Annotated in this window: 24 protein-coding genes; 5 read left to right on the forward strand and 19 right to left on the reverse strand. The window is 65.7% G+C overall.

Annotated elements, in window-relative coordinates; translation table 11 throughout:
• Positions 1–270: 270 nt before the first annotated feature.
• The 9 genes from AC5P98_RS20990 to AC5P98_RS21030 form a co-directional block, all read right to left on the reverse strand.
• A complete protein-coding gene (locus AC5P98_RS20990) occupies positions 271–804 on the reverse strand; it encodes a lipocalin family protein (RefSeq protein ID WP_049405275.1) in 534 nt (177 codons plus the stop codon).
• Between the two features lie 8 nt (positions 805–812).
• Positions 813–1,886, reverse strand: coding sequence for an SAM-dependent methyltransferase (locus AC5P98_RS20995; protein WP_049419141.1), 1,074 nt, complete (start codon positions 1,884–1,886; stop codon positions 813–815).
• Complete coding sequence (locus AC5P98_RS21000; protein ID WP_049405280.1) at positions 1,883–2,668, reverse strand: DUF1295 domain-containing protein; 786 nt, start codon at positions 2,666–2,668, stop codon at positions 1,883–1,885. Before AC5P98_RS21000 ends, AC5P98_RS20995 begins: the two co-directional genes overlap by 4 nt.
• Positions 2,665–3,210 carry a DUF2878 domain-containing protein gene (locus tag AC5P98_RS21005; RefSeq protein ID WP_049405281.1) on the reverse strand — a complete coding sequence of 182 codons (546 nt, stop codon included), beginning with the start codon at positions 3,208–3,210 and terminating at the stop codon, positions 2,665–2,667. The genes AC5P98_RS21000 and AC5P98_RS21005 overlap by 4 nt, the downstream gene beginning before the upstream one ends.
• Position 3,211: 1 nt before the next feature.
• A complete protein-coding gene (locus AC5P98_RS21010; RefSeq protein ID WP_049405283.1) occupies positions 3,212–4,471 on the reverse strand; it encodes an SAM-dependent methyltransferase in 1,260 nt (419 codons plus the stop codon).
• Positions 4,468–5,235: a DUF1365 domain-containing protein gene (locus AC5P98_RS21015; RefSeq protein ID WP_014647127.1), complete on the reverse strand. Its 768-nt coding sequence runs from the start codon at positions 5,233–5,235 to the stop codon at positions 4,468–4,470. Before AC5P98_RS21015 ends, AC5P98_RS21010 begins: the two co-directional genes overlap by 4 nt.
• A complete protein-coding gene (locus AC5P98_RS21020; protein ID WP_049405285.1) occupies positions 5,232–6,509 on the reverse strand; it encodes an NAD(P)/FAD-dependent oxidoreductase in 1,278 nt (425 codons plus the stop codon). Before AC5P98_RS21020 ends, AC5P98_RS21015 begins: the two co-directional genes overlap by 4 nt.
• A 1-nt stretch (position 6,510) precedes the next feature.
• Positions 6,511–7,461 (reverse strand): acyl-CoA desaturase, encoded by a 951-nt coding sequence (locus AC5P98_RS21025; protein WP_049405286.1) that lies wholly within the window; start codon positions 7,459–7,461, stop codon positions 6,511–6,513.
• 81 nt (positions 7,462–7,542) lie between these two features.
• Complete coding sequence (locus AC5P98_RS21030; RefSeq protein WP_414613832.1) at positions 7,543–8,310, reverse strand: hypothetical protein; 768 nt, start codon at positions 8,308–8,310, stop codon at positions 7,543–7,545.
• A 134-nt stretch (positions 8,311–8,444) separates the two neighbouring features.
• On the opposite strand from AC5P98_RS21030, the gene AC5P98_RS21035 reads away from it, so the two are divergent.
• Genes AC5P98_RS21035 through AC5P98_RS21045 form a run of 3 tightly spaced genes read left to right on the forward strand, consistent with a single transcriptional unit; the run spans position 8,445 to position 10,445 of the window.
• Positions 8,445–9,068 (forward strand): sigma-70 family RNA polymerase sigma factor, encoded by a 624-nt coding sequence (locus AC5P98_RS21035; protein ID WP_014647131.1) that lies wholly within the window; start codon positions 8,445–8,447, stop codon positions 9,066–9,068.
• On the forward strand, positions 9,065–9,739 hold the full coding sequence (locus AC5P98_RS21040; protein WP_049405290.1) for a ChrR family anti-sigma-E factor: 675 nt from the start codon (positions 9,065–9,067) through the stop codon (positions 9,737–9,739). The genes AC5P98_RS21035 and AC5P98_RS21040 overlap by 4 nt, the downstream gene beginning before the upstream one ends.
• Positions 9,740–9,752: 13 nt before the next feature.
• Entirely contained in the window at positions 9,753–10,445 is a 693-nt protein-coding gene (locus tag AC5P98_RS21045; protein ID WP_049405292.1) for a Rossmann-fold NAD(P)-binding domain-containing protein, read from the forward strand.
• 2 nt (positions 10,446–10,447) lie between these two features.
• Here the strand turns inward: AC5P98_RS21045 and AC5P98_RS21050 are convergent, their stop codons facing one another.
• The 3 genes from AC5P98_RS21050 to AC5P98_RS21060 are packed head-to-tail and all read right to left on the reverse strand — an operon-like array spanning position 10,448 to position 15,541.
• Entirely contained in the window at positions 10,448–12,847 is a 2,400-nt protein-coding gene (locus AC5P98_RS21050) for a response regulator (protein ID WP_262085333.1), read from the reverse strand.
• Positions 12,840–13,307: a response regulator gene (locus AC5P98_RS21055; protein WP_046430516.1), complete on the reverse strand. Its 468-nt coding sequence runs from the start codon at positions 13,305–13,307 to the stop codon at positions 12,840–12,842. Before AC5P98_RS21055 ends, AC5P98_RS21050 begins: the two co-directional genes overlap by 8 nt.
• Positions 13,304–15,541: an ATP-binding protein gene (locus AC5P98_RS21060; RefSeq protein ID WP_049405293.1), complete on the reverse strand. Its 2,238-nt coding sequence runs from the start codon at positions 15,539–15,541 to the stop codon at positions 13,304–13,306. Before AC5P98_RS21060 ends, AC5P98_RS21055 begins: the two co-directional genes overlap by 4 nt.
• Before the next feature lie 263 nt (positions 15,542–15,804).
• Between AC5P98_RS21060 and AC5P98_RS21065 the strand changes: the two genes are divergently transcribed.
• Positions 15,805–16,098, forward strand: coding sequence for a hypothetical protein (locus tag AC5P98_RS21065; protein WP_014647137.1), 294 nt, complete (start codon positions 15,805–15,807; stop codon positions 16,096–16,098).
• A gap of 16 nt (positions 16,099–16,114) precedes the next feature.
• Here the strand turns inward: AC5P98_RS21065 and AC5P98_RS21070 are convergent, their stop codons facing one another.
• On the reverse strand, positions 16,115–16,600 hold the full coding sequence (locus AC5P98_RS21070) for a TspO/MBR family protein (protein WP_049405294.1): 486 nt from the start codon (positions 16,598–16,600) through the stop codon (positions 16,115–16,117).
• 71 nt (positions 16,601–16,671) lie between these two features.
• Positions 16,672–18,867: an AsmA family protein gene (locus AC5P98_RS21075; RefSeq protein WP_495230204.1), complete on the reverse strand. Its 2,196-nt coding sequence runs from the start codon at positions 18,865–18,867 to the stop codon at positions 16,672–16,674.
• A 133-nt stretch (positions 18,868–19,000) separates the two neighbouring features.
• On the opposite strand from AC5P98_RS21075, the gene AC5P98_RS21080 reads away from it, so the two are divergent.
• Positions 19,001–19,480 (forward strand): GNAT family N-acetyltransferase, encoded by a 480-nt coding sequence (locus tag AC5P98_RS21080; RefSeq protein WP_049405298.1) that lies wholly within the window; start codon positions 19,001–19,003, stop codon positions 19,478–19,480.
• Positions 19,481–19,502: 22 nt separating this feature from the next.
• On the opposite strand, the gene AC5P98_RS21085 is transcribed toward AC5P98_RS21080, so the two are convergent.
• From AC5P98_RS21085 to AC5P98_RS21105, 5 genes are all read right to left on the reverse strand, one after another.
• On the reverse strand, positions 19,503–20,621 hold the full coding sequence (locus AC5P98_RS21085; protein ID WP_049405300.1) for a sensor histidine kinase: 1,119 nt from the start codon (positions 20,619–20,621) through the stop codon (positions 19,503–19,505).
• Positions 20,622–21,402: 781 nt separating this feature from the next.
• Complete coding sequence (locus AC5P98_RS21090; RefSeq protein WP_495230205.1) at positions 21,403–22,128, reverse strand: DUF6602 domain-containing protein; 726 nt, start codon at positions 22,126–22,128, stop codon at positions 21,403–21,405.
• 135 nt (positions 22,129–22,263) lie between these two features.
• Entirely contained in the window at positions 22,264–23,196 is a 933-nt protein-coding gene (locus AC5P98_RS21095; protein ID WP_017355006.1) for an AAA family ATPase, read from the reverse strand.
• The gene (locus tag AC5P98_RS21100) at positions 23,196–23,711 is read right to left on the reverse strand and encodes an HORMA-1 domain-containing protein (protein WP_026070608.1); all 516 of its coding nucleotides are present in this window, start codon (positions 23,709–23,711) and stop codon (positions 23,196–23,198) included. The genes AC5P98_RS21095 and AC5P98_RS21100 overlap by 1 nt, the downstream gene beginning before the upstream one ends.
• Positions 23,712–23,718: 7 nt before the next feature.
• Positions 23,719–24,684, reverse strand: a complete 966-nt coding sequence (locus AC5P98_RS21105) for a CBASS oligonucleotide cyclase (RefSeq protein ID WP_026070609.1) — start codon at positions 24,682–24,684, stop codon at positions 23,719–23,721.
• Between the last annotated feature and the right edge of the window lie 121 nt (positions 24,685–24,805).

The raw sequence follows: 24,805 nt of genomic DNA on the forward strand, positions 1-24,805 counted from the left end.
GGAATGCACCCTTCGTCGGCCATTGTGGCCGGCGCGCACAGCCCTGCATTGGCCATTAGCGGCCGCCGCGGTCGAGTCTTGAGTGTTCGCGGCCCCGGCGCCAGCTACTGCAGGCAGGGCAGGGGCGGCGTCGCTGTACGCACGGGTCCGGCAGCGGCTGCGCGCGTGCCGGATGAACAATGCCGCAGCGGTGATGAATGCGACATCCGGCGCAAGCAGATGTCGACACGCCCTGCCGTCAGCAGGTGCTGCGTGGGGATGACCGATGGCTCAGCGCACCGACTGCGGCACGCGCCTCAGCCTTGCGGTGTCGTAACCCATGGCCGCGATGCGCTGCACGGCCTGCTGGTAGTCGCTCTCGGACACCTGTGGCGTGCGTGCCATGTACCACACGTAGTCGCGCTTGCTGCGCGCGACGATGGTCTGGCCGTAGTCATCGCGCAGCCAGGCAATCACATACTCGGCCTGGATCGGCCAGATGAACTGCATGCCCCAGAGGGCGCCGTTGCCGTCCTTCTCGACCCGTCCAACAGGGTGCATCGACTTCTGGGGGGCGTCGAAGCTGCCCTTGCGATAGGTGAACGTGGTCTGGATGCGCCCGTCGGGCTTCAATGCGTAGCTCTCCACCGCGTCGAAAGCTTCGCGCTCCGGCCATGAGGGGATGTGGGCGATCACATACCAGTCGCCCATGAAGCGTGGCACGTCCACTGAGGGCGGGCGGGGCAGGGGACGGGTATCGGTGGAACTGCAGCCGGAACCAAACAGGCTCAATGCCAGCAGGGGAAGCAGCGAGCGCATGCGCATGTCACACCTCAACGGGGGCGGAACAGATAGTGGGCGACCAGCCACTGCTGGCCGTCGTCGTAGCCGAACAGCTCGGCGCATGCCATCCAGAACATGCGCCAGCGCTGCCACCAGATCTTCGCGGCGGCCTGGCCGTAGGTCGCGACCAGCACCGGCATCACCGCCTCGCGTGCTGCATCCTGGTTGGCCAGCCAGTGGTCGGCGGTGCGCTGGTAGTGGGTGCCGTCCAGCAACCAGCGCTGGTCAAGCCGCAGGTCGCGCTGGAAATGCAGCAGCGTGTCGGCCGCCGGCATCAGGCCACCAGTGAAGAAATGGCGGCCCATCCAGTTGTCGCCGCCCTCGGTCTCGAACGGGTACATCAGCGTGCGGTGGGCGAAGATGTGCACGAACAGCGCGCCGTCGGGCTTCAGCCACTGGCTGATGCGCGCCAGCAGGCGCTCGTAGTTGCGCACATGCTCGAACATTTCCACCGAGACGCAGCGGTCGAAGCGTGCGGTTGGCAGCTCGAGCTGGTTGACGTCGCGGGTGATCACCTCGACGTTGTGCAGCCCCCGGGCCTGGCACTGCGCCATGATGTGCTGGCGCTGGCTGTGCGAATTGGACACGGCGGTGATCGCGGCGGTGGGATAGTGCTCGGCCATCCACAGGGTCAGCGAACCCCAGCCGCAGCCCAGTTCGAGGATCTGCTGGCCATCGGCCAGTCCGGCGCGCTGGCCGTACAGCTCCAGCATGGCGTCCTCCGCCTGGTCCAGCGTTTCGCGCCCGGTGGGGTAGTAGCAGCTGCTGTACTTCAGGCGCCTGCCCAGGCAGGCCTGGAAGAAGGCCGCCGGAACCTCATAGTGCTGGCGGTTGGCCGCGTCGGTATGCAGCGCGAGCGGGCTGTCGGCCAGCTCGGCGATGCGACGGCCGAAGCGTGCGGACTGTGCTTCGATACCGCCCAGCATTTCCTCGTGCAGGCGTTGCGCGCACAAGCGACGGATGCCGGCGCGCAGCGCGGCATCGGGAACCAGGCCGCGTTCGGCCCAGGCGATCAGCCCGGTTTCCGCGTCGTCGGCCGGGGTCAGTGACGGAATCGCGCTCATGCGGAATGCTCCTTGGAAGGACGAGGGAACCAGGGGAAGAACATCGGCGTGCTGCGCTGGTAGGCGCGGTAATCGTCGCCGCGGCTGCGCAGCGCCTGCTTTTCGGTGAACGGAATGCCGCTCAGGTAGCGCAGGAACACATACATCAGCAGCGGGCCGGACCACGCCAGCCACCACAGCGGCGAGCCGACCGCGAGCAGGGCATAGCTGAACCAGTGCAGCCACTCGAAGAAGTAGTTGGGGTGGCGGGAGTAACGCCAGAGCCCGGCGCGGCAGGTGCGACCCTGGTTTGCAGGATCCGCGCGGAACCGGGCCAGCTGATGGTCGGCCAGGCTCTCGCCGCCGACGCTCAGCAGCCAGACGAGTGCGGCGGCCACGACCCACAACGTCATGCTGGTCTGTGGATTGGCAGCCACCGCGACGAAGGGCAGGGCGAACAGCACGACCAGCAGTGCCTGGGCCATGAAGAAGCCGAAGATCTTGGCTTGATGCCCTTGCCAGTAATCGCGCAGATAACGGTAGCGACCGTCTTCCTGTTCGTGGCGGACCCGATGCCACAGGTGCAGTGCCAGTCGGCTGCCCCACAGGCCACCGAGCACGCCCAGTGCAATGCGTGGCGCCGCCGCACCATCGCCGAGCCACGCCAGCAGCAGGGCCGAAGCACCCACGCCCTTGGCCCAGAGCACATCGACCACGCCGATGTTGCGGTGGCGCCGCTGCCAGGCCCAGCCCCAGCTCATCACAAGCACGGCATACAGCAGTACCCACACCAGATTGATCATGACGGCGCTCCGGCCAAGGGCGGCGGGATGGTGCGGGAGCCGCGACGAGCGGCCATGCACAGCAGCGAAAGCGCGATGCTCCAGCCCACCCCCAGCACCAGCAGGCCCTGCCAGAGCGGCGCAGTGAATCGAACCGCATCGAAACCGCGCGCTGCGGAGAGATAGGCCAGCGGGGCCAGCAGCAGGCCGAACGCGGCTGGCAGGGCAGGGTGGCGCAGCAGGAAGCGCATCGAAGTGGTCAGCGTCATCGCAAACGCGGCCCACAACGCCATGATCCAAAGGGGCGGCGTCCAGCCCAGCGGGGCCGCGGCGTAGCGCACGGTGCCGCTGGCGGCGGCACTGGCGTCGACCAGCCACGCGCAGGCCAGCGCCAACAGCATCAGCCGAAGATCCAGCCGAGGTTGCGGCGAGGTCAGCAGCTGGCTGCCGATGTAGAGCGACGCTGCCAGCAGCGCCGGCAATTGCCAGCCGCGCCCGGCGCCGGCCACGGCGCACAGCCAGACCAGCTGGTTGCCAAGCAGATTGGCCCAGAACCGGCGCACCTCAGCCGCCTTGACCCGATGCGCCAGCGGGACGATGCCCGGGGCGCGCCAGCAGCAGATGCGAAACGCCGATCGAACGCTCCAGGAAGCCGCCCTCGCAATAGGCCAGGTAGAACTCCCACATCCGGCAGAAGCGCGTATCAAAGCCCTGTGCCTGCACAGCGGGCAGCTGGGCAAGGAAGCGTTGGCGCCAGGCGCGCAGGGTCAGTGCGTAGGAGTGACCGAAATCCTGCTGGGCGACCAGCTGCAGGTCACTGGATCGGGTCTTGGCCGCCATGATCGCGTTGATCGACGGAATGAAGCTGCCCGGAAACACATAGCGCTTGATGTAGTCGACGCTGCGCCGTGCCTGCTCGTAGCGGTGATCTTCGATGGTGATGGCCTGCAGCAGGGCGACACCATCGGGCTTGAGCAGGCGCTGCAGCGTTGCCATGTAGGTGTCCAGGTATTCGGCGCCGATGGCTTCGATCATCTCGATCGATACCAGCTTGTCGAACTGGCCCTGCAGGTCGCGGTAGTCCTGCATCAACAGCGTGACCTTGTCCTGCAGCCCGGCGACGCGGACGCGCTCTCTGGCCAGTGCATGCTGCTCGGCGGAGATCGTGGTTGTGGTGACGTGGCAGCCGTAGTGCTGCGCCGCGTGCAGCGCAAAACCACCCCAGCCGGTACCGATCTCCACCACGCGGTCGCCCGGCTTGAGCTGCAGCTGCTGGCAGATGCGGTCCAGCTTGCGCCGCGAGGCGGACTCCAGCGACTCGCCTTCTTCGGCGAACAGGGCCGAGGAATACATCAGGTCCGGTGACAGGAACAGGGCGAAGAAGTCGTTGCCGAGGTCATAGTGCGCGGCGATGTTGCGGCGGCTGCCTTCGCGGCTGTTGCGGCGCAGGCGGTTCCAGCCGCGCAGCAGCCAGCCTCCCACGCGCGCCGGGCCGTGTTCCATGCTGTCGAGCAGATCGCGGTTGCGCACCAGCAGCCGTATCAGGGCGACCAGGTCGTCACAGCGCCATTCGCCATGGATGTAGCTTTCGCCGGCGCCAACGCTGCCCTGGGCCGCCACCTTGCGATAGAACGCCGGGTCCTCGATGGTGACGGTGACATGCAGCTCACCGCGGGCATCGCCCAACCAGACTTCGCCCAGCGCGTCGCGCACGCACAGGCGGCCGTCGCGCATCGGGGCGAGCTGGGCCAGCAGGCGGCGGCGCAGGAAGGCATCCAATGCGCCGGGGCGCGGCAGCGCGACCGAAGGAATCATCGAATTCATCGCGGTTTCTCGGCAAGGGTAGGGTGGTCGTGTACGGGATTGCGTTTCAGCCACAGCCGCAACGCATGCCAGTGGATGGCGGCCACCACCTGGGTGGTCATCAGTGGATAGCAGGCCAGGACGCGGGCCAGCCCGCGGCCATCCAGGGGGTGTCGTTGCATGACCTGGGTGGCATCAAACTGGCGCGCGCCGTCGCGCCAGACCTGCATGTGCACGCGCAGGTCCTCATCAGGGCAGTTGAACCGCCAGTCGTAATGACAATCCATCGGCATGAAGGGCGAGACATGGAAGCATTTGTCGAACCGCCAGCGCAGCGAGGTGCCTTCCTGCGTGGCCGTTGCGACCGGCAGCACGTAGGCGTGACGTTCCTTCCAGGGTGTGTTGGTGATCTCGGCGACGATGCAGTCCAGCGTGCTGCCATCGGCCCGGTAGCAGTAGTAGAAGCTGACCGGGTTGAACACGTGACCGGCGAAGCGCAGATGGGTGAGCAGGCGGACCGGGCCGGTGGGCCGGTAGCCCAGGGTTGATGCAGCGTGGTCGCGCACTGCATCGGCCAAGGGCCGCGCGGGATCGCCGAAGTAATCGCTGCGACGGAACTCGGCCAGATTGCGGCGATTGATCGACCACAGCCAGCGCCCGGCGAACACGCTGTCGAGTTCATCCAGGTCGAGCAGCAGCTGTGCGATCGGATAGCGGAACGCATGCGGGTGTGGCAGGTGCCTGCGGTGCGCCACCTGCCCGAAGTAGAGCGCACTGGCGCTCATGCGGCCACCTCGCCGGGAGCCGCCATGACGTGGTGCGGTTCACAGGTGCGCAGTGCATCGACCACGCGACGGGCGCTGCGGATGCCGTCCTCATGGAAGCCCCAGCCCCAATAGGCGCCTGCGAACCAGGTGTGGCGGCGGCCCTGCAGCTCGGCCCAGCGCTGTTGCGCGCGCACTGCGGCATGGTCGTGCACCGGGTGCGCATAATGCAGGGTGCGCAGCACCTTGCCCGGGTCGATTGCCTCGCTGCGGTTGAGCGTGACCACCAGGGGCGTGCTGCCGGGCAGGCCCTGCAGCTGGTTCATGCAGTAGCTGACCGTGCAGGGCGCGGCAGGGTCGCGGGGCACATGGGCATTCCATGCCGCCCACGCCTTGCGGTTGCGCGGCAGCAATGACGCGTCGGTGTGCAGCACCGCTTCGTTGGCCTGGTAGCGGATGGCGCCGAGCACGTCGCGTTCGATGGGGTCGGCGTCACGCAGCAGCGCCAGGGCCTGGTCGCTGTGGCAGGCCAGGATGACCTCATCGAAGCCTTCCACGCCGGCCGCGCTGTGCACGCGAGCGCCCCACGGCATGCGCTCGACCGACTGTACCGGGCACTCCAGCCGCTCATGCACCCGCCAGCGGGCGCGCAGGGCATCGACATAGCGGGCCGATCCACCGCTCACCACCCGCCACGGTGCACGCCCGGTCATCTGCAGCATCTGGTGGTTGGCCATGAACTGGGCCAGATAGCGCGCCGGGAAGTCCATCACCGTCGCCGTCGGGGACGACCACAGCGCGGAGGCCATCGGCAGCAGGTGCTCGTCGATGAAGGCATCGCCGTAGCGCTGGCTGCGCAGGTACTGCCCCAACGTTGGGCCCTCGTCTTCTGCCAGCAACAGGGGGGCATCGCGGTAGAACCGGCGCAGGTCGGCCAGCATGCCCCAGAACCGCGGCGACACCAGGTTGCGGCGCTGGCAGAACAGGCCATCCAGCGAGGTGGCGTTGTACTCCACGCCGCTGCGCTCGCTGTGCATCGAGAAGCTCATCGTGGTCGGCTGCGAGGCTACGCCCAGCTCGTCGAACAGTGCGGTCAGCAGCGGGTAGTGCTGGGGATTGAACACGATGAAGCCGGTGTCCACCGCCATGCGGACGCCATCCACCCGCACGTCGTGGGTGTGGGTATGGCCGCCCAGATAGTCGTTGGCCTCGAACAGCGTGACGTCGTGTTCGCCGTCCAGCCACCAGGCGCTGGCCAGTCCGGCAATGCCCGAACCGATGATCGCGATGCGCATGTCAGTACCTCGCCTTGGCCAGCACCCACCCGGGAATCGGCTTGAGCCCTTTGACCAGCCCAAGCGCCGCCATCGCGCGCAGTCCATACCAGGTCAGGTCCACTTCCCACCAGCGGAAGCCCTGGCGGACGGTGCCCGGGAAGAAGTGGTGGTTGTTGTGCCAGCCTTCGCCGAAGGTGAGCAGCGCCAGCCAGAGATTGTTGCGGCTGTCATCGCGGGTCTCGAAGCGGCGGCGACCGAAGCGATGGGCCAGCGAATTGATGGTGACCGTGGCGTGGAACAGCACGATGGTGGAGATGAAGAAGCCCCACACCAGCAATTGCGAGCCGGAGGTATGCAAGCCTGGCGCCCAGCGCTCCAACCCGGCGCCCAGTGCATACAGCGCTGCGGCCAGCAGTACCGGCACAGCCGTATCGAAGCGGTCCAGCCAGCGCAGCTCCGGGTAGCGCGCCAGGTCGGGCACCCGCGACAGGTCGGTGGCAAAGGCCTCGCGGGTCAGGAACCAGCCCATGTGGCTGCGCCAGAAGCCGCCCTCACGGGGGGAGTGCGGGTCCAGCGGCTGGTCGGCGTGACGGTGGTGGTGGCGATGGTGGGCGGCCCACCACAGCGGCCCGCGCTGTACGCTGGAGGCGCCTATCACCGCGAACACGAACTGCACCGGCCGCGATGCCTGGAAGGTGCGATGCGAGAAGTAGCGGTGGTAGAACGCCGTGATGGCGAACATGCGCACCGCATAGAGTGCTGCAGCCACGATCACCGCTGTCCACGAGATGCCCACCCAGATCACTGCGATGCAGGCCAGGTGCATCAGCGCGAAGGGCACGGCGCGCACCCAGTCGATCCGCCCCGGCCGCTCGCCGGTGGCCTCTGCGGCGTTGCCGGTATCGAACCAGCGCTGCAGCGTGCGCAGCAGGCGCCAGCGTCGACGGGGGAGGGGCGCTACAGAGGCCATGGCGGATCTCGGCGGGTTTCGTGTCTACCTCTACGCGGCAGAAGGCCCACTGGATGCGGAGCGCGGCAGGAAATTTGGATTTCACCTGGCCGTAACGGTGCAGCGATCTGTCAGCGGCTGCGCCCAGGCCTGCTGCCATTCGCTGGCGGGGCGACCAGCCGCTGCGGCGATGAAGCGCACCGTCACCTGTGGATAGGCACCGCGTTGATCGCGCAGGTTGCTGGTGCCACGGAACTCCAGCAGGCGCTGGTCAGCGCTGGCATATACCAGCGCAAGGCGTGGCGCGATGCCGCCGTACCAGGTGTCCAGGCTGACCTCGATCGACTGCGCATCGGTCCCCTGCCAGCGCTGCGGGCCGATGCGCCTTACCTGCACCGGGAAGTAGCGCTGCCGCGCTGGGACCAGGAAGGGCAGGGTCACACGCTCGCCGCGCATGAGCGCCTGCCAATGCAGGCGCACCGCCGCGTCGAACCCTGCGTCGATGACCGCGCCGGTCGGCAGGTCGAGCTCGCGCTGCACCGGTGGGCTGCCGGCATCCTCCTTCCACGCGATCGAGACCCTGCCGCTGGCGGCCTCGACGTCGGCCTTCTGGCCGCTGCGCCGGTCCTCCAGGGTATAGCCGCGCGCCTGTGGGTCCGCGCTGGCCGGCAGGTGCTTGCGGGCGAAAGGCCGCCCGTCCGCGCATTGGTACAGCACCCAGCGCTCGGCACCCTCGGCCGCATCGCGTCGCCAGTGCACCTCGCGGTAGAGCAGGTCGCCGCGCGACGACGTTGCTACCCCCTCGCTTCGCAGCCAGGGCGCGGCCAGCGCGGCATGGGGCAGGCACAGCAGCAGCCAGGCGGTACGCATCGCGTTCATCCGGGAAAGGAGGGCTGAGGTCATACGGCGGGGATGGGCGGTTGGATGCGTCTGCAGCGGCTGCATCCAATCACGGCCCCTGCGCGTACAGAGGACAGACCTTCACCCGCCCGCCGCGAACGCCGATGTACCCTGACGCCGCCAGCAACCCCCTCAACTTCGATACCGCACGCATCGTGTCCAGTTCCCAGCAGCCGAGCAGCGAGCCGACGAACTGGGCCGGTGACATGGACGGCGTGGCACGGCTTCGTGACCGCGACTGTTTCATGCGGATCTATGATTACTTCATGCCGCGGCTGTGCGTATACCTGCGGGGCCTGGGCGTGCCTGACGCGGTGGCCGAGGAACTGGCGCAGGAGAGCCTGCTGCGGCTATGGCTGCGCGCGGCCGACTTCGATCCCGCGCAGGGTGCGCTGAGCACATGGCTGTATCGCATCGCCCGTAACCTGCACATTGACCGCATCCGCCGCGAGCGCAGCTGGATGCAGGTGCAGGCAGCCGTCGAGGACGCAGCAACCCTGGATGTGATCGAACGCAGCAGCGCCGAACAGTTTGCCGACCAGGCCCGGCTGCGCCAGCGCATCAACGAACTGCCCGCCGTGCAGGCGCGCTTGGTGCGCATGTCCTATTTCGAGGCCAAGAGCCACAGCGAGATCGCCGAGGCGATCGGCATGCCCTTGGGCACGGTCAAGTCGCATCTGCGGCGCGCGTTCCTGCAGCTGCAGGCCAAAGTGGGAGGTGCGCTGTGAACCCGCGCCACCACCTGCACGAATCGACGTTGATGAGCTATGCCGCAGGCGCGCTGCCCACGCCACTGAGCGTGGTCGCTGGTACGCACCTGGAGCAGTGCCCGCACTGCCGCCAGCGCCTGCGCGAGGCCGAGGCAATCGGCTCGGTGCTGCTCGAGCAGACCCAGCCGCCCGCGCCTGATCCACGCCGCGAACAGCTGCGCGAGGCCATGCTGATGCAGCTGGCTGCGGAAATGCCGATTGCCATGGACCAGGCCGCGCGTCCCGTGCCGAAGGAGCGGCCCGAGGCCGACCCGGACCATCTGCCTGCCTCGCTGCACCCCTACTTCGGGGCATCGCTCAGTGGATTGCGTTGGCGCTGGATGGCACCCGGCGTGCACTGCATCCGTGCCGAGCAGATGCCTTCGCTGATCATGCTGAAGATCGCCCCGGGCAAATGCCTGCCCATGCACAGCCATGGCCGCAGCGAGCTGACCCAGATCCTGCGCGGTTCCTACAACGATGCGCTGGGGCTGTTCGCACCCGGCGACGTGGCGGACCTGGATGAAGACGTGGAGCATCAGCCGGTGACCGCGCCGGGGGTGCCGTGCATCTGCGTGTCGGCGCTGGATGCACCGCTGGTGTTCAGCGGGTGGCTGGCGCGCAAGATCCAGCGGTTCGTGAAACTCTAGCGCGGCCCTGGCCATGGCTCAGGCACGGACATTGCGGATTCTCCTGACCGGCGCTGCAGGCCTGGTGGGGCAGGGCGTTGCCCTGGCCTGCCAGCGCTCGCCGCAGGTTGCCGGCTTGACCGCGCTGGTGCGGCGCCCGGGCAGCCTGCGCGGACCCGGCAGCGAACGGGTGGTCCCGGACTTCCTGCACATCGACGCGCAGCGTGATGAACTGGCCGGGTACGACGCATGCTTCTACTGTGCCGGTGCGCCACCGGTTGGCACTGCCGAGGCCGAGTACCGGCGCGTGACCCTGGAGACCACACTGGCAGTGGCCCGCGCCTGGGCTGCGGTGAATCCGCAGGGGTCGTTCCTGTATGTCTCCGGCGCAGGCGCGGACCCGCAAAGCCGGCTGATGCCGCTGCGGGTGAAGGGCGAGACCGAGCGGGCGTTGCAGGCGCTGCCGCTGCGCGCGGTGATGCTGCGTCCGGGTGGGGTCCGGCCGGTGCCGGGGACAGGTACCCGGCATGCCCTGTTGAAACCCCTGTACTGGGGCGGCGCACCGTTGATGAAACTGGCCGGTGCGCTCGCGCCCTCGCTGATGACCAGCAACCTGGCGCTGGGCATGGCCATGATCGCCCTGGCCGGAAGAGAAAACCCGCCGGCCACGATCGAGTGCGCGGATATCAACCGGATCGCGGCAGGCATGCGCGATGCGTCCGCCTGACCTCAGCGCGGCGCAGCCTCCAGCGCGGTGCGCACTGCCAGCGCAAGGTCACTGCGGGTAAATGGCTTTGGCAGCAGGGCGGCTGCACGCCCCAGCGCGCCAACCGCATCGTGGTCGCGTGGATAGCCTGACGTGAACAGGACCGCGATTGCCGGCCAGCGTTCACGCACCTCACGCACCAGCTCCCAGCCGGACATGCCCGGCATCACCACGTCCGAGAACAGCAGGTCGACCTTGGTGTCCGGCCGTTCCAGCAGCCGCAACGCCGAGGGGCCGTCGTGCGCTTCCAGCACGCGGTAGCCCAGCAGGCGCAGCGCATCGACTGTATGCGCACGGACATCGTCGTTGTCCTCGGCCACCAGCACGGTTTCCTCGCGTGGCGAGTAGCCGGCCAGGCCCGTCTGCGGGACGCGAGCCTCGCACGGCAGCGCCAGAGGCGAGCGCGGGAACATCATGGTGATGCTGGTACCGCCGCCTTCCACCGAATCGATCAGCACGTGGCCACCGGACTGCTTGACGAAGCCGTGCACCATCGACAGGCCGAGCCCGGTGCCGCGGCCGACCTGCTTGGTGGTGAAGAACGGCTCGAACACGCGCGCCAGGGTGGCCGCGTCCATGCCGTGGCCGTTGTCGCGCACCCGCAGCATCACATACTCGCCGGGGGAAGCATCCGGGAACAATGCGGCGTAGTCGTGGTCGAGGTGGCTGTTGTCGACTTCGATCACCAAGCGGCCGCCGTGCGGCATCGCGTCGCGCGCATTGACCGCCAGGTTCAGCACCGACGCTTCCAGTTGGCTGATGTCGATCTCCACGCACCAGATGTCCTCGGCGGTGCGGATGTCCAGTTGCACCAGTTCGCCCAGCGCCCGCCGCAGCATGTCCTGCATGTCCAGCAGGCACTCGTTGAGGTTGGCTGCCTGGCTGTGCAGCGGCTGGCGCCGGGCAAAGGCGAGCAGGCGCTGGGTGAGGCTGGCGGCACGGCCAACCCCCTTCAGGGCATTGTCCAGGGCACGGCTGGCCATCGCGCCGGCTTCGCCGGCCCGTTCGCTGAGCAGCATGGCGTGCTCGATGTTGCCCGAGATCACCGTCAGGATGTTGTTGAAATCATGCGCGATGCCGCCGGTGAGCTGGCCGACCGCCTCGATCTTCTGCGACTGGCGAAGCGCATGCTCGGCCTGCCGCCGCGCAGTGGTTTCCACCGCCTCCGATACCACGGCGGTGGCCACGCCGTCGGCGTCCAGCAGCGGGCGCAGCGAGACATCGAAGCTGCGCCGGCCGGTGGGCAGCTCCAGCTCGAGGGAATGCAGCGAGTTGCGACCCTGCGCCGCCGCGGCGACGGCCTGGTCAACCACCGCGCCGACGCCGTTGGTGTTGGCGAACCACAGGGATTCGCCGAAGCGCTGGCCGACAATGTCCTTCTTGTCCGCCAGCACGGCGGCCAATGAGGCGTCATTGGCATCGACCACGCGCCCGGACAGATCCAGCAACACCTGATGCTGGAAGCTGGATTCGAAGATCGCCTGCAGCCGCCGCTTGCTGGCCCGCAGTTCGGCGGTGCGCGCCTGCACCTGCTGCTCCAGGGCCTGGTTGTCCTCACGCAGGGCCAGTTCGGCCTGCTTCAACACCGATACGTCGCTGCCCATGCAGATGTAGCCGGCCACGCTGCCATCGGCGGCATGCTCCGGCACGCAGTCCATCTGCACGAATCGTGACTGGCCGCTGCGATGCACGAGCTCGACCTGGAAGCTGGTGCGCTCGCCCTGCAGCACGCGTTCCAGGCTGGGGAGGGCACGTTCGAAGGCGCTGATGCCGCTGACATCGCGGGCAAGGCGTCCCAGCAATTCGGCCTGGCTCACGCCATGCCAATCCAGGAACGCCTTGTTCGCGAAGCGGTAGCGGTGGTCCTTGTCGAGCCGGGCGATCAGCGCCGGAACGGCGTCGGTCACCTGCTGCAGCTGCGCCTGGCTCTCATTGAGCGCAGCCTGCGCCTGCACCAGCTGGTTGCGCTCGTGGGCTTCCTGCCGCGCGCGACGGATGGCATCCGGCAAGCGCTGCAGGCGCTGCTTCACCACATAGTCGCGTGCGCCGCGGGTCAAGGCCTGCACGGCCAGCTCTTCGGTCAGGGTGCCGGAGACGAAGATGAAAGGCGTGTGCGGGATGCGCTCGCGCGCCAGCGCAAGGGCGGCATCGCCATCGAATCCGGGCAGTACGTGGTCGGCCAGGATGATGTCGAAGGGGCGATTGTCGATCGCCTCGATGAACGCATTGCGGGTCCACAGCCGCTCGGCCTCGAAGTCGAGGCCTGCGCGCTGCAGCTGTGCGCTGATCAGCTCCGCGTCAAGCGCGCTGTCCTCCAGCATGAGGATGCGCAGGCGCTCACTGCGGCGCGATCCATCACGCATGGTGCTGCCCCGAACCGTTGGGCCGGTGCGGCGGTGGTTGGTTGGTGATGCCCCAGAACATGCCCAGCCCCTGGATGGCATCGAAGAATTCCTTGAAATCGACCGGCTTGACCACGAATGCATTGACGCCCAGTTCGTAGCTCCGCACCAGATCCTGTTCCTCGCGCGAGGAGGTCAGCATCACGATCGGGGTGCTGCTCAGCTGCGCGTCGCCACGGACCTGTTCGAGCACTTCCAGGCCATTGACCTTGGGCAGCTTCAGGTCCAGCAGCACCACGACCGGGCCGCCGTGCATGGCGCCGGCGAACTTGCCTTCGCAGCGCAGGTACTCCAGCGCCTCGGCGCCATCGCGCACGTGGATGACGTCGTTCAGCAGCTGGCAGCGTGACAACGCGGCCATCGTCAGCTCGGCGTCTTTGGGGCTGTCCTCGACCAGGAGGATCGGCCGCAGGTCCCTCATGGGTGATCTCCTGTGGAACGGGGTAGGGTGAAATGGATCGTGGCGCCCTTGCCGGGTTCGCCCTCGGCCCAGGTGCGGCCGCCGTGGCGGCCGATGATGCGGCGCACATTGGCCAGGCCGATGCCGGTGCCTTCGAATTCCTCGACGTGATGCAGGCGCTGGAACACGCCGAACAGCTTGTCCACGTAGCGCATGTCGAAGCCGCAGCCGTTGTCGCGCACGAAGAAATGGTCTTCGTCGTCGTTGCGTTCGTGGCCGACCTCGATAACCGCCTGCTCGCGCTCGCGGGTGAACTTGATCGCGTTGCCCAGCAGGTTCTGCCAGACCAGGCGCAGCATGGTCGGATCGGCCTCGACTTCCGGCAGCGGCGCCAGCGTCCACTGCACCTCGCGGCCGGCATAGTCCAGGGCCAACGTCCTGCGTACGTCCTCGGCCAGCGCAGCCATGTCCAGCCGCACCCTGCCCACCGTCGAGCGGCCCATCTGCGAGAAGCTGAGCAGGTCATCCACCAACGTGCCGGCCGATTTCGCCGATTCCACGATGGTGTCGAGGAAGCGGCGTTCGGTGTCGTTGAGGCGCTCGCCCGCAGAGCTGCCCAGCAGCTCCGAGTAGCCGACGATGTGGCGGAAGGGAGCGCGCAGGTCGTGGCTGACCGAATACGAGAACGCTTCCAGTTCCTTGTTGCTGCGCACCAGCTGTTCGTTCAGCTCCGCCATTTCCTCGGCCTTGCGCAGCACGATGTCGACAATGGCGGTGCGCATTTCGTGCGCGGCATCGCAGTCGGCATCACTCCACGGCAGGCTGCGCTGCTGCACGGTCTCCTTCCACGCCTCGAACGAGTTGCGCGGCGACAGGGCCACGCCGGGTGCCTCGGTCTTGCGCGGGTCGCCCCCCCAGCGCACGGTGCGCACGACCTCCGGCCGGAACCACATCAGGTAGCTGTGATGGAGCTGCGAGATCGACACCGCCAGCAGGCCACTGGCCACGTCGGTCAGGCACGCGGCAGGCGACCAGTCGGCGGCGAGATGATCGGTGCAGTACATTTCCTGCCCGGCGTGCTGGTTGGCCAGCCAGTCGGCCAGGGCCAGCACCTCGCTGGGGGGCGGGCACTGCCCCACGCGCATGCAGTCCCCCTTGTGCACGATGGCCGCGCCGGCCGCGCCGGTCAGCGACAGCAGGCTGGCCTCATCGTGGCGCAGCGCCGCCATGAACTCTTCGTCCCCGGCCATGCGTGCCAGCAGCTTGACCAGCACCGAGCGACGGGCCACGCGTTCCTCGATCGCGCGCGCGCGCTCCTTCAGCGCGATCTGCAGTGACAGGATCTGGCCCATGAACTCACAGGCCGTACGCACGTGGTACGGCAGGCGGCGCGGCTGCACCGCGTGGCAGGACACCAGGCCCCACAGCCGCCCTTCGTGCACCAGCGACACCGACATTGATGCCCCGGTGCCCATGTTGCGCATGTACTGCAGGTGCACGGGCGAGACGCTGCGCAGCACGGCCAGGCTCAGGTCGGTGGGCGGCGCGTCGCGATGCGCTTCCGCGCGCAGCAGCGGTGCAGGGGTGTAATCGCTGTCCGCAATCAGGCGCACCCGGTTGCGGCGGTACAGCTCACGCGCCTGGGCGGGGATGTCCGATTCGGGGAAGCGCAGGTCCAGATAGGATGGCAGCAGGCCGTTGCCGTCCTCGGCCACCACCGTGCCATTCCAGCCTGCATCGAACTGGTAGACCAGGGTGCGGTCGAAGCCGGTGAGGCGTCGCACATGCGCGGCGGCCAGCCTGCACAGGTCTTCCACCGTCGTGGCGGTCTCGATGCCGGACATCAGCTCGCGGATCGCCGGGTACAGCTCTTCCAGCGAACCGGGCTGGCCCGGAACCGGCGCCTCCAGTTCAACCAGAAGGTCGGTTGCAGACCGGTGCACGAGCAGCTGGTGGCGGCCATGGCCATCCAGATGCACCGCGCCCACGTGTGCGCTGCTGCCAACCGTGGCCTGCTGCAACACCGCCTGGAACGGCGCCAGCACGCCACCCATCACCTCGGCGACGTGTTGCATCAACGGCTCGCCGAACTGCTGCAGCAGGGCGGGGTGGCTGATGGCGCGCTCACGCACCTGCAGCGAGTGCGGTTCCACCACCAGAAGCACACCGTACGGCTGGATCGCGCCGGGGGTATGGATCGGTTCGCGCGCGCAACGCGACAGGGCAGCGTCGTGCGTGGGCTCAGCAGAAGGCATCAAGGGCGGGACTCATCATTCGTGAAGGGCAGGAACGACCCAGCGGTGTATCCGGTAACCATGGATGGTGAAGCAAAAGAGCGTATCCGCCTACCTCCCTGTGCATGTGGCGTGTCCTCCATCTGAAACTGAATTCTTCATACAAGCAGCGATGCGCATGCGGCAGGCGTCTCTGCCGGCTTCGCGGCCAGTGCATCTGCGCTGCACGCCGGCTCGACAGCGGCTGCCCTAGGGTGGCTCGACTTCCGTCGGATACCACGCCCGTGAACCTGCAGACCCTGCCTTCTACGCCGTACCGCATGCTGGCTGACAGTTGCCAGTTCGAACTGCTGGATGTGGATGCCCTGCAGGACCCCGCCAGTGGCCGGTTGCTGCACCTGTATTCGCTGGTGGCCCGTTGCCTGTCCTGCGAGACGGTGTTCAAGGCCGAAGAAGGACAAGGGCTGGTCAGCCATTCGTCGGCGCGTGTGGTGCGTTGCCCCACCGGCTGCGGGCAGCAGGCGTTCAAGCCGGCGCTGTTGAGGAACTGGCGCCCACAGGTCGTGGCCCAGGCGTAAGCGATGCGGCGCGCTATCACAGCAGCCCGGGGTTGGCACGCCAGACTGCGAAGTTGAGCGCCGAGGCGAAGCAAATCCAGGCCAGATAGGGCAGCAGCAGTATGGCTGCCATCGTGCGGACGCGCACGAACGCGAGCATCGTCGCGCACACCAGCGCCACCAGCACCAGGATGTCGACGAAGGCGAGGGCGCCCAGCTTCCAGCCGAAGAACAGCCAGCTCCACAGTGCATTGATGGCCAGCTGCACCAGATAGAGCCACAGCGCAGGCCGCGCGCCGCGCCAGCCGCGCTCCCGCCAGACCAGCCACGCCGCAATCGCCATCATGGCGTACAGCAGGGTCCATACCGGGCCAAACAGACCGGCAGGCGGCGCCCATGCCGGCAGGACGAGCGTGGCATAGAAGCTGGCGGCGGACGTCGAGGCCCACGCGCCCAGTGCGGCGGCGGCGAAGGTGATCGCCCCCCATCCCAGAAGGCCATAGGCCTGTGTGCGCTTGTTCATTGCGTGCAACTCGTCGATTGGGGCGTCGGTGTATACGCACCGGGGCCGCCAATGGATGCAGGCGATTGCCTTCAGTCCGAAGAGCCGACGGCGCCCGTGCCCTGGCCCGCGGGCAGCAGGGAAGGCTGCTGGTCAAACCATTCGCGTGCCTTGGCCAGATGCCATTGGCGCCGGTCACCGTCCAGCTCGATCCCTGCGCCCAGCAGCCCCCAGCGCAGGTAGAGATCGCCGCGCTTGCGCTGGTCCAGCAGATCCAGCCGCGCGCGCACCGAAAGGCGATCGTTCTCGGCCTGCAGCCCGTCGATGACCAGATGGCCCGGACGCCAGCGCAGCGTCGCCTGGGCCTGCACCTGGCCGGAATCCAGCAGGGACAAGGTCCAGCGCGGGTAATCGGTGCGCTCTGCGAACAGCGCCAGCAACGGTCGTGCATCGCTGAGATCCAGGTCCGTGGTCGCATCCACCTGGAACGGCGACTGCGCATCGATGCGCCCACGCTTGAAGTCCACGCGGCCTTTCCATGCCGTCGAGCCCTGCGTGCCCGCCACCTGCACGTTGCGCAGCTCGACCGTGGTGCCGGACAGATCGAAATGACGCTGGCTGAAGTCACCGCGGCGCAGGGTTGCGTTGACGTCGATATCGCCGCCCATGTCCAGCCCCGCAACCCTGGCGCTGGCGTTGCGCCCCAACAGCCGGGCCGTGCCATGGCCGACGCGCCCGTCGGTATCGAGGGTCGCGTCACCGCTGACGGTGCCGGTGCCACGGAGCAGTCGCACCTGGGGCGAGCCCAGGTAGCGGTTGTATGCGGTCAGATCCGGGATGGTGGCTTCACTGAAGCGTAGCTGCGCGCGGACGCCTTTGCGCAGTTCCTGCAGGCGGCCGTCGCCGGTCAGGTCCAAGGCCAGATCCCGGCCGTCGAACAGGCGTACGTCCTTGGCATCGCTTGGCCGCGCGGTGAAGCGGGGCAACCGGACGGCCAGCCGCGCCTGGCTGGGCGTGCCGGCCTTCAGTTCGCCGTGGGCGCTGGCCGTGCCCGCCAAGCGCACACCTGCCACCTCGGCCACGGCTTCGGCCGCAGGAATGTCCACGGTGCTGCCTTCGGTCAGCTCGCCGTTGCGAAGGCGCAGGTCTGCCTTCAGCGTGCCGCCGCCATCCAGCTGCAGCCACGGCTTGCGCACGAACAGGGCAGGGATCCAGTTGAGCGAGGTGAACGTCCATTCGCCGCGCACTGTGCCAGAGCTGCGTTCCAGCAGCAGTGCGGGCTGTTGGAAAGGAATGTCCCGGCCACTGATATGCAGATCGGCATCCACCTCGCTGCCTGAACCGGACTTTGGCGGCAAGCGGGCCTGCAGGCGCAGATCCCTGGCCACATTGAGTTGCAGCGCCAGCATGCCGCGATCGGGGGCGCCGTCGCCCAGGTAGAGCGGCACCTGCCACAGCGCGTGGTCGCCGGGCTGCAGTTGGCCATCGATCAGGTGGAGTGCGGCCTGCAGCCGTCCGGGCACTGGTGCGCTGGAGATCTTCGGCGTTGTGGCATTGGTGTCCATGCGCAGGCCCTGGCTGCGGGCATCGACCTCGAGCTGGGCATGCAGCAGCTTCAACTTGGCCAGGCCGGGCGCCTGGTCCCGATAATGGCGCGGATAGCTGAAGCGCGCGGTGAGATACATGTCGCCCAACAGCTGCACGCCGTCAAAGCTGGTGTCGGCATCGCTGAATGCAACCTCGGATTCGAACAGTTCCGACGGCCCGCCGCGCAGCTGCTTGAGGAAGCCCACCGTGCCCTGGCCCTGGCCGATGATCAGCAGCTTGCCGAAACGTACGCTGCGGATACTATCGCTGTGGATGGCGTCGAAGCGCAGGGTCCAGCCCCGGTCGCTGCGCGGCGGTGGCGGGATGGCCTCTTCCACGCGGCTGATCTCGGCCGAAACCCCGGTGGCCTGCAGCCGGGGCACCCGCACCTCGCGCTGGAACAGGGGCAGCACCGCCAAGCGAGCGCTGGCGCGGTCGGCGTGCAGCACGTAGACCGTGTGGTTCACATGGCCGCGCATGTGCACGTTCCAGGCGATGACATGGCCTGGCAGCACGGTAATGGCCGGCCCAGTGGTCATCACGAACTTGTGCGGCTTGCGGTTGGTGACCTGGTCGAACAGCGGTGTGTTGAGGAAGATGTTGCCGGCCAGCAGGTACAGCAGGTAGATGCCCAGCAGGACGCAGGCAGGAACACGCCACCGTCGAAGCCGGTGCGGGATGTGCGCGGAAACAGGGGGCATCTACTGCTCTGAAGGCCGGAATATCTGCAACTATTGCCGAGCCGATGGCGGTGGCGCGTGAAGCAGCTACGGAGCAGGCGTTGGATTCTGGTAGTGTCCGGCCTGGTCACCACCACAGATCTGCAGGAGTCGCATGGATATCCGGCCCGCCCGTGCAGGCGATTTCGACGTGATGTGGGGCATGTTCAAGCAAGCCATTGCGACGCAGGATGCACTGCCCTTTGCTGGCTCTTTCGCCGTCGAGACGTTTCGCGCGCATTGGTTCCAGGCCCAGGCACCTCATGTAGCTGTGCTGGAGGGCCGGGTTGTGGGCATGTACAAGATGGGCCCGAATTTCCCGGACCTTGGGGCGCATGTGGCCAGCGCCACGTATGTGGTCGACGCCGCGACACAGGGGCGGGGCGTGGGCCGAGCCCTGGTGGAACACAGCCTGGAGCGGGCGAGGGCGGAAGGGTTCCTGGCCATGCAGTTCAATTACGTGGTCAGCACCAACGGCCCGGCGGTGGCGCTGTACCGGAAGCTGGGGTTTGCGGTGGTTGGAACGCTGCCGGAGGCCTTCCGGCATGGCCAGCGCGGGTTGGTCGATGTCTTCGTGATGCACAGGTTCCTGTAGTGCCGTCGCAAGGGCGGTCGCCTCAATCAGCATTCTTCGGGAGCGTGATGACGAATGAGGTGCGTCCATCACGCCATCGTCCATGGACAGTGCCGCGGTGCGCGTGGCAGATTTCCCGCACCAGGAACAGGCCGAGGCCAAGGCTCGCGTGTTCTCCCTGTGACGCGTTGAGCGAGCCTCGGCGCAAAGGATCGAACAGGCTGTTGAACGCTTCGTCGGACAGTTCGGCCCCCGTGTTGCTCACCGTGATCAGGATCTGGTCGGCGAGGCCCTCAAGGCTGATCCGCACATCGGTGCCGTGTTCGCCGTACTTTGCAGCGTTGGTTGTGAGGTTGTGAACCGCCTCGCGCAACGAAGAGGCATCGAAGCAACCGCGGGCATCGCCTTCAACTTCATACGTGATGGGGACGTGGGGCAGGGCAGCGCGAAGCAATTCGACTTCCTCGCCAAGCGATTGGGCAAGATCGCAGTCCACCGGATGAATGGCCATCCCATCGCCCAGCTTGCTGCGGCTGTAAGCCAGCAGGTCGTCCAGCAGCTTGTTCATGCGCATGCTGCCGTTGATGATCCGCTCGGCCTGCTTGGCCAAGGCTGGTTCCTGCAGCCCACTGGCCAGGGTGTCAGCCGAGAAGATGATCGCTGCCAACGGGCCTCGGAGATCATGCCCGAGCGCCGCGAGGAAGATCTGCCGCCAGGATTCGACCTCGGCAGAGAACTGAGCAAGGGATTCGGCCACCGCCTGGTCGATGGCCTCATTGAAACGAAGGATGTCATCGATCGATGAAGTGACCAGCCGCTGGTCGGATGCCCATCGCCGAAGTACCGAAGCCCGAAGCGCTCGATACTCAGCCACCATCTGGTTGAGGCCAAAGCCGGCGATGGCGCGGGTTCGGCCATGATAGGACGCGGCGGACTCGGGGCCGGGTTTCAACGGTGCAAGCCCGTGGGACTTTGCGAGCTGCTGGGAGTCTGTCTGCGGCGATCTGAGATCGTCTATGACCGCCTGAAGAATCTGGGGAAGATGATTCCGAAGTTGCTTTGCGCTGAACTCGACGGTATCGGGCGCCTGCGTTTCGGCGAATGCCACCGCGTCGTCGAGGATTTCCCGCGCATTCTGTTCGATAAAATCAGCCAGGCGCATCGCCAAACCCGTCCTTAAGTGGTGCGCCGAGCCTACACGAGGGCGTTTGGATACGGGGTGAGAAAGGCTCGGCCTGTGGAGCGCGGTTCTGCCGGTGTTGGGGCGGCCATTTGAAGGGGGAGCCTGCAGCGCGGGTGTTGCACGCGCAAAACTATGATTCTGTATCTCATTGATTAATCAATGGATCGATGCGGTGTTGCACCACAATCGCGCGCGCGCCAATGCTGTGTAGTTGGACATTGCACAACGCTAGTGCATGAATTTGGTGCGGCGCCAATGCACGGCTTCTAATTTGAGGCAAAGCCAATGGAGCGGCTGTGCCCGGCGGCGTAGTTCAAACGAGCGTAATCAATGCTGTGGGGACTGGAATGCTCTTGTCCGGCAGGCTATCGATGATTGTGGCCGAGCCGCTCTCGCAGCAGTCGAGGTGGCCATTGGAGGTTGCGAACCTCTTCCTTTAGGTCGGCCCCGCCACGTGGTCGAGGTGGGGCTCGGACTCGGACTCGGAGGAAGGGATAGTCGCGGCATCGCTAGAGATTCAGCCAGCCTCGCGCTGGCCCGCTGACGCTGATTGTGCACAAGCTAATCGCGCGACGCCCCAAGTTGAAACATCCGTGCTCCGGGCCGGAAGGCAGCGACCTCACTCGGTGCACCTCGAGCTGGGCACGAAGCGCGTGAAGCCTAGAGGCGTCTCCCTCAGGCAAGCTTCCTCGCTAAACAGCGCGGAGTACCCGGGCAGGCATGCCTCATGTCGCGCCCAACAGCTGCCATGACCAAGCCATCACTTCGTCAGCCACTGGCCGTAAGCCTCAACATCAATCATCGGTACGGTCCCACTGAACTGAAGTTGGGCGATGAGTTTGAAGAGGAACGCCGTCGCGGGCTTGTTCTCATTCACAAAGAGATAGCGATCCTTGGAATGGTCAAAGAAGAAGTGACCATGCGCAGCAACGCAGCCAAGGTCCAAGCGCCCGTCGCCGGGATTGGCGGTCAGTGCCCTTTCCAGGGAGGGCCCAAGCGCTGGACTCCAGTCACTTTCAAAGGTCAGCAGCCCGCCAAGAATTGGCATCAAGGCCTTTGGCGGATAGACCCCACCCGCGTGCGGGATTGGCAGGCTAGTGCGCTGCAACTGTCGAACGCTTGCCACCTTCTGCTGGGCGTACGCCACCAGCTCTGCATTCGCTGTCTGCTTGGCTTCGAACACCGCATAGACGCTCTCGGCAGGAACAATGATTTCACCCTCGTAGGTGAAAATAAACGGTGAATACTGCCGATCGAAAATCACCACATCAATCTGCTGGCTGAAATTTCCTTGACTATCCACCACGTGTGCCTTCGCAGCTTGATAGCGCTTTGGTAGGTAGGTATCCAGCAAGCTGATCCACACGTTCTCACTGGCATCCCCCTTGGACCCTGGGTGATTGAACGTCTTCCGGACAGTGGCAAGGCGCAGCTGAACATCCTCATGCAATGAAGAAAGCAGCTGTGAAATTGACCATTGGGACATCTTGGGACCTCCATACACTCAGCAGCAGGCGCTTGCCTGGTCAACAATGTGAAATAGCAGCGACTGGGGTGGGGCAGCCAGCTGTGCCACACGAAACAGTGTCAGCGGCGCCCCGGCGCGTGCTGGGAAGGCATCTCAGCCATGATCCTGAAACGCCGGCGTTGGCTGCATTGGGCGAGCAATCTCAAGCGCGCGTTTGCTCTCAATCGATCGGTCTGGATAAGCATCTAGTACGATCGAGGGGATCAACCGCTGTGTGATGTCAGAGTAGGTGAAGCCGACCTCTTGTCCATCCTTCGCTCCAGTGGCCTCTACCAGCCCTTCGATCTGCACGGAGGATAGACCCAGCGGTCGCAACTGGTGTTCCAGGACGTAGCGTCGCTGAGCTGAATCAGGACGGTTGAAGGTCAAAATGTCAGCGGCGCGACGGCGTACGGCCGGATCCAGCGCGTTGAGGCGATTGGTGCACATGATCACGGCGGCGGGCACCTTCGTCTGCGCCAGACGATCGATACCCCTGATGAAGGCATTGACCCCTGCTCGATCCTCATGGTGCATCTGCGCCGATTCCCGAGACTGGGTCAGCGCATCGGCCTCATCCACCAGCAAGATGACCCCTCCGGTGCTTTTTCCGCGACCTTGCAATTTGGTCGCTTCTGCCAGCGCGTAGTCGAACGCTGTGGTGAGTAGCTGGGTCATCTCGCCAACCTGTCCCTTGCCTCGGGTGGCCAGGCTGAGCGGGAACAAGGTGATATCAATCTTCTCCTGTCGCGCCACGGCATCACCGATAGTCTCTGCCAATTCGGTTTTGCCAGAGCCGACGTCACCGGAAAGAATGACCAAAGGAGGTCGGCGCAGTACGGAATCAAGCAGCGTTGCGGCACCTGGGTGATGGCGCTTGGCCCACAATTCCAGGCCAGCTGGGTGGACTAGCAGGCCGAGAATCTTCGACAAGCGAGCCTTCTGATCGTCCACGCCAATCAGCCGATCCAATCGGGTGCGGGCGTCGATGTCCGGATAGATGCGACGTTGATCAAACAACTCGTCAAGGGTTGGCTTTGAGTGCATTAGTAGCTCCTGACACTGAGGCGGTCGAGTGCCTTGCCACCCGCAGAGTAGCTGCGGTCAGACACCAGGCTTCCGCTGATACCAGGCTCGGCTGCCCCGGTACGCTGAAATGGAAGCGACTTTTCAAATGACTCCCGCTGAGGAGCCGACAGCGTGAACCAGGCAGAGGAATACGTCAGGTAGTTGTAGAAGCTCGCCCCGGATACATCTGCGCCTGGGCGGAGCTTGCCGGGATCGTCATCGATTCCGGACATGCCTGCAAGATCTTTTGCGGTGTAGCGCAGTGTGGGCTCGATCCAGTTATCACCCCGCTTGAAACCGTAGGTGACTGTGTCCAGATAGCCGGCCTTCAACAATTCAACCACTTCGGTCTCATAAGCGGCGATTCTGTCATCGCTGGGCGCCCCATAGAAGCGCTGCATACGCTTGAGGTCGGCGGCCAATTTCGCTGCCATGTGGCGGGCATGAGTGATCGTAAAGGTGCTGGTGCTTGATTGTGTGTAGCTGCCAGTCATAGGGCCCTCACGCTTGGAAGGAAGAGCCGAAGACCTTTTGCCAGTAGCGCACGGTCTCCTGCTTGGTCGGTGCAGCCAGTGCCGCATCAATCGCGTCGCCGGCATCCAATGCCGCCTCGACAATGGCATCGACCTGCGCGTGACCGTACAATTTGGCCACGTTGTTCTTCTCGTTCACCGGATCAATGATCTGCATAGGCTCGGAGAAGGCGGCGATAATGGCGGTAGGGTAGTAATCCTGGAATGCGATTTGTTCGCGAAGGCCGCTCTGCGCCACGTAGGTGAAGAAGTGCTGGAGCGCTTCGGGGTAGTTGGAGAAATCACGCCCCTCATCGCACAGCTTTGCCAGGATCATCTCGATCATGAAGGACTTGAAACGAAAGCCGGGAACTTCCGTCTTCATGCGCCTTGCCCAGAACTTGACCAAGCGCACCACCTGCACAAAATCCGAAGGCTGCAATTGTTTACGCCGCTTGGCAAACTCTAGGTGCCGGGGAATGCTGGTTCTCAAGAACGAGCCATCATCCTGACTGACTAGGTTGCCATACCAGTCAGGATCGCCGTCATAGAGGATCGGCACCACGTCCACATCCAGCCCAGAACCTTGGAACGAGACTGTTACGGAGTAAGTCTGGGGCTTGACTTGTTCGGGCTTGAAATTTGGATAAGCCTTTCGAAGCCGCTCTGCCAAGTACTCCAGCAGCCTCCCAATGTCCTTGGGGGCGTCTGCCCCACTGATGTAACAGGCCACGTCAATGTCGTTGAGCGACCGCAATGCGGTGCCTTTTGCCAGACTTCCCGAAAGGATCATCTTTCGAAGGGTGAAATCCGGGTGCTGCCCTAGGTAGGTCTCCAGACGCTCTCTCAGTCCACGCGCCTGCGCGCGTAGCTCATTGGCTTTATCGCGTGGCAGATTGACCCGATCGTCGGCAAAATTGACAAGCTCCCTATGGCCTACGTGCTGCGTTCCCATGCATCGATCTCCAAGCCGGGCGCGTGCCGACCGGCGGATAGGTGAGGTGGTACTGCGACTTCCCCGCTGCCAACTTGCCGGCTCGTTGTCGCAGGAACTGCGACTCTTCCCCGATCACGGG

The organism is Stenotrophomonas sp. YJH_SMC_135 (assembly GCF_059372355.1).

Coding starts and splice junctions, on each gene's coding strand:
- AC5P98_RS21015 (WP_014647127.1), bottom strand. CDS start 5,235: ATGAGCGCCAGTGCGCTCTACTTCGGGCAGGTGGCGCACCGCAGGCAC.
- AC5P98_RS21025 (WP_049405286.1), bottom strand. CDS start 7,461: ATGGCCTCTGTAGCGCCCCTCCCCCGTCGACGCTGGCGCCTGCTGCGC.
- AC5P98_RS21070 (WP_049405294.1), bottom strand. CDS start 16,600: ATGAACAAGCGCACACAGGCCTATGGCCTTCTGGGATGGGGGGCGATC.
- AC5P98_RS21090 (WP_495230205.1), bottom strand. CDS start 22,128: ATGTCCCAATGGTCAATTTCACAGCTGCTTTCTTCATTGCATGAGGAT.
- AC5P98_RS21050 (WP_262085333.1), bottom strand. CDS start 12,847: ATGCGTGATGGATCGCGCCGCAGTGAGCGCCTGCGCATCCTCATGCTG.
- AC5P98_RS21010 (WP_049405283.1), bottom strand. CDS start 4,471: ATGAATTCGATGATTCCTTCGGTCGCGCTGCCGCGCCCCGGCGCATTG.
- AC5P98_RS21000 (WP_049405280.1), bottom strand. CDS start 2,668: ATGATCAATCTGGTGTGGGTACTGCTGTATGCCGTGCTTGTGATGAGC.
- AC5P98_RS21045 (WP_049405292.1), top strand. CDS start 9,753: ATGGCTCAGGCACGGACATTGCGGATTCTCCTGACCGGCGCTGCAGGC.
- AC5P98_RS21055 (WP_046430516.1), bottom strand. CDS start 13,307: ATGAGGGACCTGCGGCCGATCCTCCTGGTCGAGGACAGCCCCAAAGAC.
- AC5P98_RS21060 (WP_049405293.1), bottom strand. CDS start 15,541: ATGCCTTCTGCTGAGCCCACGCACGACGCTGCCCTGTCGCGTTGCGCG.
- AC5P98_RS21100 (WP_026070608.1), bottom strand. CDS start 23,711: ATGACTGGCAGCTACACACAATCAAGCACCAGCACCTTTACGATCACT.
- AC5P98_RS21085 (WP_049405300.1), bottom strand. CDS start 20,621: ATGCGCCTGGCTGATTTTATCGAACAGAATGCGCGGGAAATCCTCGAC.
- AC5P98_RS21105 (WP_026070609.1), bottom strand. CDS start 24,684: ATGGGAACGCAGCACGTAGGCCATAGGGAGCTTGTCAATTTTGCCGAC.
- AC5P98_RS21035 (WP_014647131.1), top strand. CDS start 8,445: ATGTACCCTGACGCCGCCAGCAACCCCCTCAACTTCGATACCGCACGC.
- AC5P98_RS21020 (WP_049405285.1), bottom strand. CDS start 6,509: ATGCGCATCGCGATCATCGGTTCGGGCATTGCCGGACTGGCCAGCGCC.
- AC5P98_RS20990 (WP_049405275.1), bottom strand. CDS start 804: ATGCGCATGCGCTCGCTGCTTCCCCTGCTGGCATTGAGCCTGTTTGGT.
- AC5P98_RS21075 (WP_495230204.1), bottom strand. CDS start 18,867: ATGCCCCCTGTTTCCGCGCACATCCCGCACCGGCTTCGACGGTGGCGT.
- AC5P98_RS21030 (WP_414613832.1), bottom strand. CDS start 8,310: ATGCGTACCGCCTGGCTGCTGCTGTGCCTGCCCCATGCCGCGCTGGCC.
- AC5P98_RS21095 (WP_017355006.1), bottom strand. CDS start 23,196: ATGCACTCAAAGCCAACCCTTGACGAGTTGTTTGATCAACGTCGCATC.
- AC5P98_RS21080 (WP_049405298.1), top strand. CDS start 19,001: ATGGATATCCGGCCCGCCCGTGCAGGCGATTTCGACGTGATGTGGGGC.
- AC5P98_RS20995 (WP_049419141.1), bottom strand. CDS start 1,886: ATGAGCGCGATTCCGTCACTGACCCCGGCCGACGACGCGGAAACCGGG.